We start from the raw sequence: 15,504 nt of genomic DNA, 5'->3' as shown, positions 1-15,504 counted from the left end.
GAAGGGACTAGGACTCGCCGGGGGCTTTCCGGAGGGCATGGGATCCATCGTGCCGCACTGCCTGCGCGCCCGGGCGGCGGCCGTCCGAGAGGAAGAGGACCGAGAGTGAGGGCTCACCAAGGGCAGCGACTGTGGCGCAAGTGGTCAACGAACGCGGCGAAGGCATCCGGCGGGAGGGTGACAATGGGGCCGTGGGGGAGCTTGGAGTCGCGGACGGCGACCGAGGTGTGGGTGGGGAGGTTGACCACCTCGACACAGTTGCCGCCCTGGTCGTCGCTGTAGGAGGACTTGAACCAGGCTTCTTCAGGGATGTTCATGACTCTTCCAACTCTCGTGCGGCTCGCTCCAGGAAACGTGGTGTGTCCCGGGGTGGGGCCGCCTCGGCCCGCATGGCGTCGAACCTGCGGGAGAACTTCCAGATCTCCGTGTCCTTGTCCGACACGGTGACGCCCTCCCAGGTGTCCATAGTGACGACCGTGGGCAGCGGGCGCTCGAACTCCATGAGGGTGAAGTTCGTGATGGAGCGGTAAACGGGTACGGCCATCGGCAGGATCTGCACGGTCACGTTTTCCAGCGCGGCCAGTTCGGCCAGGTGCTGGTACTGCTCCCGCATGACCTCCGCGCTGCCGAAAACCCGCCGCAGCGTGGCCTCTTCGAGGATCACATGCACCTCGACCGGCCGGTCGCTGCGCGTGATGGCGTCCTTGCGACGCAGCCGGATCTCGATGTTCCGCTCGACGAATTCGGTGTTCCGTTCGTCCACGGGCTTGGCGTTCTCGAACATCGCCCGCATGTACGCCTCTGTCTGGAACAGGCCGAACATCACCGACGGCTGGTAAGCGCGGTGGATCTTGGCATCTCCTTCCAGACCGACGCTGATGCTGAAGCCGGACGGCATGAAGCCGCGGTACGGGGACCACCAACCCCGACTCAGCGAGTTCTTGTGGATATCCAGCAGGAAGTCGACGTCGTCCAGGTCCGTGACCCCGTACCGGTCAAGCAGTTGCCGGAGTTGCTCCACCTTGGGAAGGCTGGTCAACCCCTTCTCCACGCGGTGCAGTTGCGACTCGGAGACGCTGGTTCCATCGACCGCCTGCGCCCTCGTCAACCCCCGCCCCGTGCCGTCCTCCCTCTCCGCCTGCTCGCGCAGGCGCCGCAGCTCCTGCCCGAGTTGCATACGCCGGATCGTCGGCCCCGTTTTCGCTGCCACCGTGTCCGTTCCTCCTGCGGGCATGCCCGCCAATCGTACGTAGGTGCCTGCCAGTTGGCTCGCCGTGCCGGGCAGATCACTGGCTGTGCCCCGATTGTGACAGCCCGTGCCCTGCGTGCGCAGGGTTTTGCCAATCTTCCGGCACATACCACTTCAGGTGGGATTTCTACGTTCGATTGCGCAGCAACTGTCCCCAACGAGACCGTCATCCCATGACCACTCCCCAGCGCGACCAGCGCTCCCGCACCGACGCCCCCTTCCTCGTAGGCGACCGCGTCCGCGGCACCACCTACGTCCCGCCCGACCTCCGCCTCCACGAGAGCCCCGAGCCCTTCGAGGGCGTCGTCGTGCAGCTCGGCTCCGGTTATCCCAAGGTGGACGCCAAGCACGCGTTCCTGTGGATCCGGCTGGCCGACCACACCGAGCGGCAGTCGCTCGTCAGTGAGACCGAACTCGTCACCCGTAGGCGGGAGTCATGAGGGCGCGGCTCCGTCGCCTCTTCTCCCGGCGCCGACGCGCGGCAGAGTCGGCCCCGGCACTCCCGGTGCCCCCATCGCCGTATCCCCTGCCACACAACCCGCGACAGCGGCGAGCACTGCTGGGGTGGGGCATGTCCGGGCCGTTCGTCCGTCACGGGAGCGAGGTGGGTGTGAACCATGGCCGGGATGAATGAGGGCAGGAGCGGCGAAGCCCTGTGCGACATCTGCGGGGTCGGGCGGGCGCCGTTCCTGCGCTACGGCACTGTGGAGCGGATGGGGCGCATGTGCCGGGAGTGCCTGCACCGAACCCGCATCTGTGCCCGCTGCCAGCGCCCGGCCACCGAGCCCGTGCCGGTAGGCGTCGCGCACGGTGCCACTGGACCGGGCTGGACCGAGTACGCGTGTCTGGCCTGCACCGATCAGAAGACCACGTACCAGGAGGCCAGAAGGCAATCACCCGTGAGCGTGATCGGCAGGGAAAGTCACCCCGCACCGCCGACCACGGACAACACTGGCCTTCGCCTGGAAGGGGGTGCAACATGACGGTTATGGCCGAGCGCACGTCTCAGATGTCGGTGGAGGAGTTCGAAACGATCGCCTCCGCCGCTCCCGAGACCGTCACGTTGGAGTTCATCAACGGACGGATCGGAGTCAAAAAGGTGGCGGACGGAGACCACGACACCATCGTGACCTGGCTGGCCCGGCGCTGTATGCAGAGCAGGCCCGACCTGGATCTGTATCAGGGCCGAGGGCTCCGGGTGGAGACGTATCGGGAGGGCAGGGCGAAACCGGATGCGGTGATCACACCCGAGGCCCACTTCGCGGGACACGGCGAATGGGCCGACCCGGACGGCGCGCTCATGGTCGTCGAGGTCACCTCGTACGATTCGGACACCGACCGACGGGACCGGCACGAGAAGCCGGCCGCATACGGCCAGTCCGGCATCCCTTTGTACCTTTTGATCGACCGGGACTCCTGCACTGTCACGCTGCACAGCGCCCCGGACCGGACGGTCGGTGGCTACCGCGACATTCACACGGCGAAGTTCGGTGAGAAGGTGCTCGTCCCCGCCCCGATCGGCATCGAGCTCGACACGGAGATCCTCAAGAACTACGTGCGGTGAGCAGATGACGTCCCGCCCGGAACTGGGCGGGACCTCATCCTCAAACGACCGTCGGCAGACCCCTAGCCCCCCACATGTCGGTGAAGCGGAGCTTCTCCGAGCGCGGTACGGCGATGACGGCGCGGCCCGCCGACTACGAGAAGAGGAACGTGAAGGCGTCGAGCCCGTCCGGTACGACCAGACGCGCGCCCTTGCCGCCGAGCAGGGCGGATTCCACGACCGCCTGGATCAGACCGCCGTACCGGACGCGGACGAGCTGCTGTACGCCCGCGTCGATCTCGTGGACGGGGAGGACGGCGAGCCACGGGTGATGGAGTTGGAGCTGGTCGAGCCGAATCTGTTCCTGTTCCTGCATCCGGGGTCGGTACCGGCCGTCGTCGAGGCCGTCCTGGCGGCGGCTACCCGGTGACCGCGACCCGCTGCAAGAGCCCCCACGTGAACTCCGCGACACACTCCCGCCGCACGCCCTGACCGTCCGGCGCCGTGAAGGCGAGCCCCCAGCGGGTCGGGGCCGTGCCCTGGAGGGGGCGGGCGGGGGTGAAGGCCCGGGCCGCCTCGTCGACCGTGCAGGACCAGGGGGTGAGGTCGTCGAGGGTGCGGAGGGGAGGGGACTCGGCGTCGGGGGCGCGGATCAGCCATTCGTTCCAGACGGCGCCGTTCGGGGCGAGGAGGACCTCGAAGCGCAGGTCGGGCCAGAGGGGGACGGGCCACAGGCGGGCCTCGCACTCCAGGTCGCCGATCTTGCGGGTGAGGACGGACTCGGGTGCGCCGAGGATCGAGCGGTATCGGGAGGCGGCGGAGCGGGACCGTGGGGAGCGGACCATCGCCTGCCACCGCTTGTTGGCCTCGCGCATGTCCGCGATCGAGACGCCGAGGGCGTGGCGGGCCTCCTCCACGAGGTCCGGATTGTGGTCGGCCATGCGGCGCAGCAGGACCAGCTGGAAATCCAGCGGGGTGAAGGGACGGGAGGGACGGCGGGAGGGACTAGGACTCGCCGGGGGCTTTCCGGAGGGCATGGGATCCATCGTGCCGCACTGCCTGCGCGCCCGGTCGGCGGCCGTCCGGGAGGAAGAGGACCGAGTTGACGTAGCGGGGGCGGCTGCGGAAGGGCAGGACGCGGCGCAGCAGGCCGTGCGTGACGACGTAGGAGGCGCGCTCCTGGTGGGCCTCCAGCGGGAAGCCGGTGAGCGGGACCCAGGAGTCGCCGGGCAGTACCCAGCCGTCGTAGCCGAGCAGGGCCAGGTACGTCACCACCGGGGCGATCGGCTGGATCCGGGACTCCAGCTCCACGAAGAGGGCCGGCCGGTCGCGGGCCAGCAGGCCCGTCGCCCCGCGCAGCACCGACAGCTCGCTGCCGTCCACGTCGACCTTGATGAAGCCGACGTCCTTCAGGCCCAGGTCGTCCAGGGCGACGCAGCGGACGTCCAGGGCGTGGCCGTGGATGTCCCGGCGGACCAGGGACGACACACCCCGGTCGCCGGAGTCGTCCGGCGGCAGCCAGAGCCGGGCGGTGCCCGGTCGGTCCGCGGCGGCGGCCTGGACCACGTCGACGTTGGCCGGGGCCGCCGAGGTGAGCAGCCGGGCCAGATGGGGGACCGGTTCGACGGTCACCACCCGGTGCGCCCGGGCGGACAGGCGCCGGGTCCAGGGGCCGTACCAGCCGCCGACGTCCACGGCCGTGCCGCAGTCCGGCGGACACAGGTCGCCGAGCCGGGCCAGTTCCGGTTCGAAGCGCGGGTAGACGGCTCGGGCGGCCGCGGCGACCAGGCGGGTGGGCAGGAGGGGGGCGAGCCTGGCAGCCAGCGTGGTTGTGGTGCTCGCGGTGCTCATGGGGCCATCCGTTTGAGGAGTTCCTCGTGTTCGTCGTCCGAGACCTGCTCGCCGGAGGCCGGCAGCAGCTGCGGGATCCCGTCGACGATCGGGTAGCGGCGGCGCAGGCGCGGGTTGTACAGGGCCTCGGTGCGCGCCGGCCCGTCGGGGACGACGAGGTGCAGCGGGCCCTTGTCGAGCGGGCACGCCAGGATCTTCAGCAGTGGGTCGTCGGGTTTCACGGTGGAGTCAACTCCTTGGCGGCAGTGGGGGGTTGAGGCGCGCGGTCGTGTTTCGGCATGGTCAGCAGTACGGAGACGGCGAGGGCGGTGCCCGCGAGGCGCAGGGCGAGCCGCAGCGGGTCGTGCGGCAGCGCCTCGCCGAACGAGAGAGTGCCGAGCACCGCCGTGAACAGGCAGGTCACCGTCGTGCACACCGGCACGATCAGCGAGGCCCGGCAGCGCTGCAGCGCCGCCTGGGACATGACCAGGCCGAACGCGCCGGTGAAGAGGAGGAGGTACGGATACGGGGAGCGGAGCAGGTCCAGCAGCGCGCCGCCGAGCCCGTTCGTGGTCAGGTAGCCCGACACGCCCTTGATGGCGAGCGAGCTGACGCCGTAGAGCAGGCCCACCGCCACGCCGTACTCGACGCCCGTGGTCGGCGCCCGGTGGCGGTGGCGGGCGAGACGCTCGGCGTTGTTGTACAGCCACACGCCCGCCGCCAGCGACGGCACGCACACCAGCAGGACCAGCGGGTACGGGGCCGCCTGGCTCACGGTGTCCGAGCTCTCCTTCAGCGACAGGACGACCATGAGCAGCGCGGCGAGGATCGCGCCCAGCGCGTACCGCTCGCGGCCGGTGGTCTCCTCGCCCAGCAGCCGGGCGGACAGCAGCACGAGCAGCACCAGACCGGAGACGAAGATGCCTTGCGCGGCGGCGATCGGCAGCGTGCGGTAGACGGCGAGCTGCGCGCCGAAACCGGCGGCGAGCGAGAGCGAACCGCCGATCCACAGCGGGCTGCGCAGCACGAGTCCGAGCAGCCGGGCCGGCTGCCGGACGCTGACCTCGGGCAGGGCGGTCAGGGCGCGTTTCTCCAGGACGAAACCGGTGCTGTACAGGGCGTTCGCCAACAGGGCCGCGGCCACTCCCCACCACATGGCCTAGGTCCTCCTCCGCGCGTGCAGCAACAGGATCGACGCGAGGGAGGGTCTGACGCAGGCCAGCCGGTCCAGCGGCCGCAGCGGACGCGGTACGCCGTGGAAGGGGGCGCCTTCGAGGCGTACGACGTCGAAGCCGGCGGCGGTGACGAACTCCCGTAGGGCGCGGGCCGTGTACAGCCGCAGGTGGCCGACGACCTCTTTTCCGGGTCGGCCGTGGATGGCCCGCAGGCTGACCTCGGAGAACACCGGCTGGACGCCGGCCAGCAGCAGGGCGCGGTTGTACCAGGCGGCCAGGTTCGGCGTGGACAGCATGAGGTGGCCGCCCGGGCGCAGGACGCGGCGGATCTCGTCGAGCGCGGCGTCCGGGTCGACGAGGTGCTCGATCACCTCGCTGAACAGCACGGCGTCGGCGGAGGCGGTGGCGAACGGCAGCCCGGCGCCGCTGAGTTCGCCGCGGATGGTGTACGTCAGGTGGGCGCGGGCGCGTTTCAGGGCGTCCTGCGACCAGTCGATGCCGATGAGGCGGTGGCCGGTGAGGAGGGGGGCGGCGGTGGCGGCTGCGGTGCCGTCGCCGCAGCCGATGTCGAGGATGGTGCGGGGGGTGCCGGTGTCCGTGCCGGTGGCCGGGCCGAGGGCGGTGGCCAGCATGCGGGCCTGGCGGAGGGAGCGGGGGGTGCCGGAGGCGACGGGGACGGTGGGGTCCTCGTAGAAGTCGCGCAGGTCCTTGGGGGGCTGGGCGGTGGTGGTCATGTGCCGGCCTCCGTCGTGTGCAGGTAGTGCTCGAACAGATCCCGGAGGTGGGCGCCGTCGCCGTGGCCGAGCAGGGCGCGGGACCAGCGCAGGGCGAGGTGGAGGCGGCCGGCCGTGGAGGCGGTGGTGACGGTGAGGCCGCGGGGCATACGGGCGGGGGCGGAGAACCAGACGGCGTGCGCGCGGCCGGCCTCCGCACCGAAGTCCAGGGGGTACGGGATGCGGCCGATGTTGCTGAGGAGGGTCGTCGAGGTCCAGGGGGCGGCGGCCCTGCGCAGACCTCGGGTGAGCGCGGCGCGCCAGGCGACGGGGGTGACCGGGGCGGTGACGAGCGTGGCGCCGTGGCCGAGTTGGGGGCGGGGGAGGGATTTGAGGGCGCGGGTACGGGTTGCCGTGCGGCGCAGGAGCGTGGGCATGTGGGCGGGCGTGGTGTCGTGCAACTCGTCCGGGCTGAAGGGGACTTCGACGAGGCGGGTGCCGTTGCCGATGGGCATGGTGGTGTCTCGGGGGCGGTCGTCCACGGGCATGGTGATGCGGAGGGGGCGGGGGTGGGCGCCGTGTTCCCTGTTCCAGTGGGCGATGGTGAGAGCCGTGGTGACCATGAGCTGGTCGTTCACGGTGTAGGGGGAGCCCTTGGGGCGGTGGGGGAGGGGGAGTTCGGTGACGAGGAGGCCGTTGCCGGGGGAGGGTTCGGGGGTGCCTTGGGCTACGCGGGCGGGTTTGGACCAGTTGGAGGGGGTGAGTGGTTGCTCTTGCGGGGTTTCCGGGGCGCGGACGGGCGGTGCGGCGGGGGAGTTGTCCTTGCCGCCGTACAGCTCCGCTGCGGTCGCGAGTACGCGGAGGCAGGCCGGGCCGTCCAGGGCGGTGTGGTTGATGGTCAGGAACAGCACCGTGCCCGATGCGGGCTCCACCACCTCCAACCGAATCGGCGGCGACAAGGACAACGGCGGCGCCTCCACCAGCGCCCTTGTCCGCGCGTCCCGCAACGCATCCCTCCCCGGCGTCGGAAAACTCACCACCTCCACATCCGGCTCCGCCGTCAACTCCCACTCGTACCGGCGCCGATACCACCGCCCCCGCGCCTCCCGCATAAGGATGCGCGGATGGCGATGCAGCGCCTCCGTGAACGCCTTGCGCAAACGCATCGGATCCAGCCGCCCCGGCAGATGCACCTCGATGTGGACCGTCTCCGGCTCCTCCTCCTGGAGGCAGTGCCGGGCCACCTCGTCCACCACGGGGAACGGAATGCGCGTGGGTACGGTCATGTCGGCTCGCCCCTCCCCTTCTCCACTGCGACCACGACCGGCGGCAGTTGCTGTGTCGACGCCTCCGACGTCTGTGATGCCGCGGGCCCCGGCTCCCGTACGCTCACCAGCGCCGCGAACAGCCCGATCAGCGCGAGCAGTTGGGCCGCGGGCCCGAACGCGCCCTCTTCGGCCCCGACCGGCTCCCCGGCCCCCGTCGCCGCCGCGATGCCCGCCCCGGCGAGGGCCACGAACGCGATCGGGACGAGCAGCGCGTGCCGCCGGTACGCGAGCAGGGCCAGCGCCGGCACCAGCAGCGCGAACCATCCGGCGATCACCGCGCCCACCAGCGTCAGCGCCACCGTGCCGAGCCACAGGCCGGGCGACGGCGGGAGCGGCTGCGGGCCGTCGGGGTTGGGGGCGCGGCGCCGCCACAGGACCAGGCCCACCAGCGCCGCCACCGCCACCCCGCTGCCGATCAGCGCCGCCTCGTACGTCGTCGCGGGCTCGTACGACAGTTCCACCGTGCCGCCCGCCCCGGCCGGGATCCGCCAGCCCTGCTGCCAGCCGTCCAGCCGTACCGGTGTGAGCTCCTTGCCGCCCAGCGTGGCCTTCCAGCCGTCGTTGAAGTTCTCGTACGTCGTCAGGTAGGAGGCGGCGCCCGAGCCGACCGTCACCTCTCGCCGGTCGCCCAGCCAGTCCCGTATCCGCAGGTCACGGGCGATCGGCGTGGCCTCGGCGACCGTGCCGCGGGTCAGGGTCACGTCGGTCAGCGTGAGCGGCCCCGCGTCCCCGCCCTCGACCCGGTGCGTGCCCGAACCGAGCTCCAGCTCCGGGTTGTCGCGCCCGGACTGACAGAGGGTCACCTCCACCGGACGGCGCTCCGTGAGGTCCCGTACCCTCCCCTCCACGCTCGTCCGGTACAGCTCCCCGTCCACCGCCACCACGGGCCCCTGCCCGCACGGCAGCGAGAACGTCCGGCCGGGCTTCGGCTGCGGCGTGCGGTAGCGGTCCAGGGCCGGGATGTACGCCTCCGTGAGGCCCACCGGCAGTTGCAGGTCCTCGTCGGCGACCGGGTTGTGCAGGGTCAGCGGGGCCGTCTTGGTGATCGTGATGTCCAGGCGGTCGGTGGTGATCGAGGGGAAGCGGACCGCGCCGTTCTCGTCCACGCCGGCGATCGTCGCCCCGTCGGGGGAGCTGATGTGCACCTCGGTGGGGCGGGCGGACAGGCCGCCCGCGGCGGGCAGGACGATCTCGTCGATCGGCTGCTTTCCGGTCCAGCGCAGATGGATCGTGGGGTTGTCGCCCGCGATCCACGCCGTGGTCAGGTCGCCGTCGGTGAGGTTGCGCGCCGACAGGCCCGCGCCGAGGTTCGCCGTGGTGTCGGCGGTCGCCGTGATGCGGTCGCGCTGGTCGGGCGCGACCTCGTACAGCATCCGGTCGAGCGCCTCGCCGGACACCGGCACCGCGCTCGCCTTCACCTCGTACGTTCCCGCCGTCGCCGTGGAGAAGGAGCGGTGCAGGCCCGCCTCCGTGCCCGTCGGGGAGAACCCGGCCGGGTCGGCGGCGCGGTGCAGGGAGATGACCTCGGCCGACGCCGCCGTGTGCGCGGCGTCCGAGGCGTCCGTGGGAAGCCGGAGCATGCGCGTCACCTGGACGTCCGGCAGACCGATCTCGGAGAAGCCGGCGCCCGCGAGACCGGTGCGCCGGGCCACCGAGTCGGTGATCGTCAGCTTCATCCAACTCGTCGCGCCCGCAGGCGCTTTGACGGTCTGCGTCGAGCCGTCGGGGCGGAGGAAGCTGCTCACCGACCCCTTCTCCGTCTCCACCCGCACCCGCGTCGCCGCCGACCGCACGCTCTCCTGCGGCAACGGCGTGACCTTGAAGGACGACGGCATGTCGTACGCGTCGTCGGTGAAGGCGATCCGCAGCCACTGGCCGTTGGGCGAGCCCGCCACGCCCTCCGTCCACGCCGTGTCCGGGTTGCCGTCGAAGGCGTTCACCGGATCGAACTGCGGGAGATGGAAGAGCCAGTTGCCGTACGAGGAGGCCGTGACGGAGCGGGCGCCGCGCAGTTCGGCCACCGTCTGGTGGTCCAGGCCCTTGGCCGGCAGGATCTGGTGCGGTTTCTCACCGGCGTCCTGCGCGGCGCCGGACGCGTTGCGCTCGTTCCGGGTGTACGTGTACGACGTGTTGGCGTTGACCAGGCCGAACCGCGTGTCAGCGCGGCGCAGACCGTCACCCACCACCTGGAGCGGCGGAGTGCCGAGCCCGGGATGGTTGTCGCCGGTCAGGACCGTCGCCCGGCCGCGCAGCTCCGAGGCCAGCGGCAGCAGCGCCTCAGGACCGCCGGACACGACGGCCGTGTCGGCGACCGGCGTCAGCCGGGCCTGGCCGGGGCGCGGCACGTCCGCGCTCGCCGGCCGGTAGATCTCCACCGCCCGCTGCCTCGGGTACAGGCCTTCCACCTGGAGGGGGGTGTCGTGCGCGATCCGGCCGCCCGTCATGACCGGGCCGAGTCCGGTCACCCGCTGGTAGCCGGACTGCTCCAGCGTCCGCTTCACGGTCGAGGACGGGGTGTAGCCGATCTGGTCGGGGTCGAGGTCGTTGCGGACGACGACGTAGTAGATGCCCGCGCGGCTCAGATAGTCGGCCAGGCCCGGGACTTCGCCGCCGGTCAGCAGCGCTTGCTCGACCGCGTCCATCGCGCGCCGGTTGCCGGGGGTGCCGAAGGGGACGTAGTCACGCTGCGCCCAGCGGGACTCGGCGAGCGCGTCGAGGGGCTGGTCGATGGGGGAGCCCCAGGTGTAGATGCCGTGCGCGGTCGCGGGGACGACCAGGGCGCGTGAGTCGGGGGAGTCCTTCTCCAGCCGGTCGGCCGTGGCCTGCCAGTACTTGGGCAGCTCCTGGAAGGAACCGGGGTTGAGGATCGAGCCGTTGAGGTACGGCCACAGCAGGCCGGGCAGGATCAGGACGGCCGCGATCAGCGGGGCGAAACGGCGGCCCCGCACCCGGCGGGCGCCGCGTGTCTCGGAGGCCACGCCCACCAGGTGGGCGATCCCCAGCACCAGCGCGAGAGCGAGGCCCACCTGGAACTTGTAGACGTTCCGGAAGGGCGCCAGGGTCCCGTCCAGCCAGTCCTGCACCGCCCCGTGGAAGGGAGCGCCGAACGCGCCGCCGTACCCGGCGAGCAGGACCAGCGCCGCCGTCAGCACGGTCAGCACCAGCCAGCGGCGCTCCGGCATGTCCCGCCGGGCCAGTCCCGCGAGGCCAAGGCCGGCGGCGAGCGCCGAGCAGACGATCACGACCACCGCGGACGCCACCGTCCAGCCGGCCGGCAGCCACGCCTGAACGAGGTGCAGATAGGCGACCCAGTTCCCACCGCCGCGCAGCGCCTCCGTCGCCGACATGGTCTCGGTCGTCGTATGCGAACTCTCCACGTACGGCAGGAAGTTCTCGCCGTAGGTGCCGAGCAGCAGCAGCGGGATCCACCACCAGGCCGTCGCCAGGATCACGCCCGGCGTCCACCAGGCGATGAGCCCCCGCTGCCTGGGCCCGGGCGGGCGGGAGAGCAGGTACAGGCCCGCCGGGAGCAGGGCGGCGAGCGTCGAGGCCGCGTTGACGCCGCCCATGAACGGCACCAGCAGCGCCGAGCGCAGGGCCGCGACCCGGGCGCTGTAGCGTTCGTCGGCCAGCGGGAGCAGCACCCAGGGCAGGAAGGCGCCGGGCAGCGCGGCCGCCGACGTCGAGCCGACGACGATCGTGAACACCGGCCACAGCGCGTACGCCACGGCGGCCAGCAGCCGGGACGCGCCACTGCCGATACGCAGCCGCTCGGCGAGCCGCAGCGCGCCCCAGAAGGCGACCGACACCACCAGCGACAGCCACAGCCGCTCCACCAGCCACACCGGCAACTGCACGGCGTGGCCCAGCCAGTAGAACGGCAGCATCGGCCAGACATAGCCGACGTACTGGTCCTGGATCCCGCCGAACGAGCCCTGGTCGTGCCACAACTGGCCGAGGTCGGAGATGAACCGGCCCGGGTCGACGGTGACGCCGAGCTTGGTGTCGAAGGTCTGCCGGCCCGGTTGGACCGCCAGGAACAGCACGAACGCCACGGCCCAGAATCCCAGCAGCCAGCGCCGCGAGCGCGGGACCTCGGGCGGCCCCGACATGATCGCGGTACTGGGGACGGCTGCCGGAGGAGGAGCCTGGACCGTGGACGTCGTCATCGTGGACACCGCCGGAGGATGAGGAGGAGGTTCCAGGTGGCCACCTCGCGGATCCCGGGAGCTCTGACCACGGTCTCGGCGAGGAACGGCCAGTAGCGGGAGCGCGCCGAGACGACCGTGACGTCGTCCCGGGAGCGCACCTGCCGCAGGGTCGGGCCGATGTGCACGGCGAACAGGTTCTCGCCGAGGGTGTGCTTGGCGGCCCTTCCGGTACGGCGCCGGTAGCGGGCGCGGGCCCGCTCGGCACCCAGGTAGTGCCACGGCGCCCACTCGTGACCGCCCCACGGGGACAGCCAGTTGGTGAACGACACGTAGATCAGCCCGCCGGGCCGGGTCACCCGGACCAGCTCGCTGAGGAAGGTCTGCGGATCGGCCACGTGCTCGAGGACGTTGGAGGAGAAGGTGACGTCCGCGACCCCGTCGTACAGGGGCAGCAGGTAGCCGTCGGCGATGACCGTCCCCTCGGGCGGCTTCTCGCCCAGTTCCGTCGCGTCCGGTTCGAACAGGTGGGCCCGGGCGCCCCGGCGCCGGAACTCCTCGGTGAAGTACCCGCTGCCGCCGCCGACGTCGACGACCGTGCGGCCGGCGACGGGGCCGTCGTAGGACTCCACCTGGTCGACGGCGTCCTTCGCGAGCAGCGCGTAACAGCTCTCGGGGTCCTGCTGCTCGCGCAGGAAGGCGCGGAAGAGGGCCAGCGAGCGGCGTATCGAGGGGTCCTTCAGACCGGTCACGGCGGCCAGCTCCTCACCGCCTCGGCGGCCACCGCACGGAACTGTCCGACCGTCCGGTCCCAGCGATAGCGCGCCGCGCGGTCGCGGGCCGCCTTGCCCATGAGCTCACGGCGATGGTGGGACAGGGCGAGGGTGCACCACGCGGCGGCGAAGGAGGACTCGCCGTGCGCGAGGACGCCCGTCTCGCCGTCCACGACCGAATCGCGCAGGCCGGGTACGTCGAAGGCGATCGAGGGGGTCTCGCGGGCGGCGGCCTCGGTGACCACCAGGCCCCAGCCCTCCACCGCCGAGGGATGCAGCAGCAGCCAGGCCGCGCACAGCAGACGGTGTTTCTCGGCCTCGGAGACATGCCCCGTGAACTCCACACCGGGACCGGCGAGTTGCTCGAGGCGTTCGCGTTCGGGTCCGTCACCGACGATCAGCAGCCGGCCACCGGTGACCGGCCGCACCCGCTCCCACAGCCGCAGCAGCAGATCGATCCGCTTGTACTCGACGAGCCGGCCCACCGCGACGAACAGCGGGTCGGGGGAGCGTTCGGCGCGTGGGCCGGGCTCCTCCACGCCGTTGTGCACCACACGGATGCGGTCGCGTTCGACGCCGATCGCGCGCAGGGCGTGGGCCGTGGAGGGGGAGACGGCGACCAGCAGGCTCCGGTGCCGGGTGGCACCGGCCAGTGCCCAGTGCTCGAGTCTTCGGCCGAGCCGCGCGGCCGGGGTCAGCGGCCCGCCGAACCGCATCTTCCACAGGTCGGTGTGGACGTGGTTGACCAGGCACAGGGTGGGTCCCTGGTGCCACAGGGGCGCCAGGTACGGCATGCCGTTGCAGACCTCGACCAGCAGGTCGCAGTCGCCGACCTGGCGGGCGAAGGCCGAACGGGCGCGCAGGTAGTGGCCGAACTCGCCGCCGGCCGACACGACCCGGTAGTCCCGGTACGAGGCGGGCCCTCCGCACAGCAGGGTCACCTGGTGGCCGAGCCGGGTCAGTCCGTCGGCGAGCCGGTCGACCAGCAGCTCGGAGCCGCCCGCGGCCGGGTTGTCCAGATCTCGATGGGCGAGGAAAACGATGTGGCGCGGAGGTGGGGGGAGCGCCGAGGGGTGCTGCGCGGCGCGTGGGGCCGCGGCGCGGTGGGGGTCCCCCCGCTCGAGCGAAGCCGAGAGTGGGGGAGAAGAAGGCACGTGCTGGGGCATGGGTGCTCCAACTCGTCTCAGGGTGCGGAACGAGGTGTGGGGGAAGAGGGTTTGCGTTCCTGTGGGGGATCTGAGTGCTTCTTGCGTGGTGGGTGTGGACGGACTGTGCTCGGGTGGGGTGGACAGTTTTCGCCGAGCCGTCCGCCACGGCTACTCACGCACGTGACAATTTCCGGCTTTATTAGAGCTGACGTCACGTCACATCGTGAGCGACGGCTCTGGCGTAACGGCCGTATCGGTCGATTCCGGTCGCTGCCGCCCTCGCGCCACCAAAACGCCCCCCGCCACCGCCAGGACGAATCCGCCCACAGCCGCCCCGACCGGCAAGACCTCGCCCACCAGGCGCAGTTGACCGCTGTCCTGCTTCGCCTGCCGCACGGCCTCCTTCTGTGTGTCGGTGGTGAAGGCGATCTTCCGGCTGTCCAGCAGCACCGCCGCGTCCTTCTTCGCCCCCGGCGCCCTGAGCGTCTGCCTCGGGCCCACCTGCGCGTAGATCACCCGGCCGGTGGCCTGGTCGACGACCAGCTCCACGCCGTGGTTGGAGTACCACTCCTCGGCCAGCACCTGCGGCCGGCCGGGCTCGTCGACGATGCTGCCGGGCACCAGCCGGGAGCCGACCTTCGTCGGCGGGACCGTGCCGGTGAACCGGTATCCCGTGTAGCCCTGGATCTTCTTGGTGCCCTGGTAGTCCAGTACGACCGTCCCGCCGAGGGTGTTGTCCCACCACTGGTAGGAGCGTTTGCGCACGTCGAAGGGGAACTTCAGGTAGGCCTCGCCCTCGATGTACGGGGTCTCCTCGCAGCAGTGCACCGGCTTGGTGGTCTTGCGATCCATGACCCAGCGGTGCGGGTTGAACAGCAGCGCGTCGTGCGGGTCGGCGGCCGGCAGCGACTTGTCGGTGTCGACCGTGGTCGTCACGTCCCAGACGGCGTTGCCGCTGCGCTCGCTGTCGTCCACGTTGGCGCGCACCCGCTGGGTGATGGTGATCCGCTGGTCGGACACGGTCTCGATCCGCTCGGTGTCGAAGACGCTGCCCGTGCCGCGGTAGACGGCGGTGGTGTCGATGTCGATGGGGTTCACGGCGGCCCGCGGTTCCACGTACCAGGCGAGCAAGGGCGCCAGGACCAGCAGAAACGTGCCGAGGCCCAGCAGGATCAGGGAAAGGGGTGAGGCTGTACGGCGCATCCGGGCACTCCTGGGGGCGTGGGATTGCGGAGTTCGGGCCGTTCTATGGGCCGGGAACCGTAGGCGCCTCTTGACGGAGTGTCAATGTCTTGTCGACACTGGGCCGGACAGACAGGGTGGGGACGCCCGGGTGGGGCGACCTCCGTACGGACTCGGACGATGCCGTACGGATTCCGGACCGATTCGGGACGGATTCCGCAGATTCCGGATGTATTCCGGACAGAGAGGCTGACCCTGCGATGTCCAGACTGCTTGCAGCCGCACTCACCGTCGCGCTCGCCGCCGCCCTCGCGGTCGGGGCCGCGCTCGGTGTCGTCGCGCTGCTGGAGGCGCGACCCGACCAGCCGAACACCCCCTTGATCACGTATGAGCAAGCAGGCCAGGGGAGTTGACC

At 71.3% G+C, this 15,504-nt stretch carries 15 protein-coding genes and 1 pseudogene; 3 read left to right on the top strand and 13 right to left on the bottom strand.

The window, feature by feature from the left end:
* Positions 1-113: 113 nt before the first annotated feature.
* Together Q4V64_RS15490 and Q4V64_RS15485 are read right to left on the bottom strand one after the other, a co-directional pair.
* Positions 114-317, bottom strand: a complete 204-nt coding sequence (locus Q4V64_RS15490; RefSeq protein ID WP_124445672.1) for a DUF397 domain-containing protein — start codon at positions 315-317, stop codon at positions 114-116.
* The gene (locus Q4V64_RS15485) at positions 314-1,177 is read right to left on the bottom strand and encodes a helix-turn-helix transcriptional regulator (RefSeq protein WP_124445673.1); all 864 of its coding nucleotides are present in this window, start codon (positions 1,175-1,177) and stop codon (positions 314-316) included. The genes Q4V64_RS15490 and Q4V64_RS15485 overlap by 4 nt, the downstream gene beginning before the upstream one ends.
* Positions 1,178-1,422: 245 nt before the next feature.
* Between Q4V64_RS15485 and Q4V64_RS15480 the strand changes: the two genes are divergently transcribed.
* Complete coding sequence (locus Q4V64_RS15480; protein WP_124445674.1) at positions 1,423-1,689, top strand: hypothetical protein; 267 nt, start codon at positions 1,423-1,425, stop codon at positions 1,687-1,689.
* 539 nt (positions 1,690-2,228) lie between these two features.
* A complete protein-coding gene (locus Q4V64_RS15475; RefSeq protein ID WP_124445675.1) occupies positions 2,229-2,813 on the top strand; it encodes a Uma2 family endonuclease in 585 nt (194 codons plus the stop codon).
* Positions 2,814-2,865: 52 nt separating this feature from the next.
* Here Q4V64_RS15475 and Q4V64_RS15470 read toward each other — a convergent pair.
* The 11 genes and pseudogenes from Q4V64_RS15470 to Q4V64_RS15420 form a co-directional block, all read right to left on the bottom strand.
* Positions 2,866-3,051, bottom strand: a pseudogene (locus Q4V64_RS15470) (hypothetical protein); the annotation flags it as partial.
* A gap of 160 nt (positions 3,052-3,211) precedes the next feature.
* Positions 3,212-3,829 (bottom strand): hypothetical protein, encoded by a 618-nt coding sequence (locus Q4V64_RS15465; RefSeq protein ID WP_124442542.1) that lies wholly within the window; start codon positions 3,827-3,829, stop codon positions 3,212-3,214.
* Positions 3,798-4,643 carry an FkbM family methyltransferase gene (locus tag Q4V64_RS15460; protein ID WP_124442543.1) on the bottom strand — a complete coding sequence of 282 codons (846 nt, stop codon included), beginning with the start codon at positions 4,641-4,643 and terminating at the stop codon, positions 3,798-3,800. The genes Q4V64_RS15465 and Q4V64_RS15460 overlap by 32 nt, the downstream gene beginning before the upstream one ends.
* Positions 4,640-4,864: a Trm112 family protein gene (locus Q4V64_RS15455; protein WP_124442544.1), complete on the bottom strand. Its 225-nt coding sequence runs from the start codon at positions 4,862-4,864 to the stop codon at positions 4,640-4,642. The genes Q4V64_RS15460 and Q4V64_RS15455 overlap by 4 nt, the downstream gene beginning before the upstream one ends.
* Positions 4,861-5,766 carry a hypothetical protein gene (locus Q4V64_RS15450; RefSeq protein WP_124442557.1) on the bottom strand — a complete coding sequence of 302 codons (906 nt, stop codon included), beginning with the start codon at positions 5,764-5,766 and terminating at the stop codon, positions 4,861-4,863. The genes Q4V64_RS15455 and Q4V64_RS15450 overlap by 4 nt, the downstream gene beginning before the upstream one ends.
* A 15-nt stretch (positions 5,767-5,781) precedes the next feature.
* Positions 5,782-6,531, bottom strand: a complete 750-nt coding sequence (locus tag Q4V64_RS15445) for a class I SAM-dependent methyltransferase (protein WP_124442545.1) — start codon at positions 6,529-6,531, stop codon at positions 5,782-5,784.
* A complete protein-coding gene (locus Q4V64_RS15440; RefSeq protein ID WP_124442546.1) occupies positions 6,528-7,796 on the bottom strand; it encodes a condensation protein in 1,269 nt (422 codons plus the stop codon). Before Q4V64_RS15440 ends, Q4V64_RS15445 begins: the two co-directional genes overlap by 4 nt.
* Positions 7,793-12,007, bottom strand: a complete 4,215-nt coding sequence (locus Q4V64_RS15435) for a DUF3367 domain-containing protein (protein ID WP_124442559.1) — start codon at positions 12,005-12,007, stop codon at positions 7,793-7,795. Before Q4V64_RS15435 ends, Q4V64_RS15440 begins: the two co-directional genes overlap by 4 nt.
* A complete protein-coding gene (locus tag Q4V64_RS15430; RefSeq protein ID WP_124442558.1) occupies positions 12,004-12,729 on the bottom strand; it encodes a class I SAM-dependent methyltransferase in 726 nt (241 codons plus the stop codon). Before Q4V64_RS15430 ends, Q4V64_RS15435 begins: the two co-directional genes overlap by 4 nt.
* Before the next feature lie 5 nt (positions 12,730-12,734).
* Positions 12,735-13,925, bottom strand: a complete 1,191-nt coding sequence (locus Q4V64_RS15425; protein ID WP_124442547.1) for a glycosyltransferase family 4 protein — start codon at positions 13,923-13,925, stop codon at positions 12,735-12,737.
* 198 nt (positions 13,926-14,123) lie between these two features.
* The gene (locus tag Q4V64_RS15420; protein ID WP_124442548.1) at positions 14,124-15,110 is read right to left on the bottom strand and encodes a DUF3068 domain-containing protein; all 987 of its coding nucleotides are present in this window, start codon (positions 15,108-15,110) and stop codon (positions 14,124-14,126) included.
* A gap of 239 nt (positions 15,111-15,349) precedes the next feature.
* On the opposite strand from Q4V64_RS15420, the gene Q4V64_RS15415 reads away from it, so the two are divergent.
* The gene (locus tag Q4V64_RS15415; RefSeq protein ID WP_172629387.1) at positions 15,350-15,502 is read left to right on the top strand and encodes a hypothetical protein; all 153 of its coding nucleotides are present in this window, start codon (positions 15,350-15,352) and stop codon (positions 15,500-15,502) included.
* Positions 15,503-15,504: the final 2 nt, after the last annotated feature.

Source organism: Streptomyces sp. NL15-2K, from assembly GCF_030551255.1.
Classification (GTDB): domain Bacteria; phylum Actinomycetota; class Actinomycetes; order Streptomycetales; family Streptomycetaceae; genus Streptomyces.
This window is presented reverse-complemented; position numbering and strand designations above follow the sequence as displayed.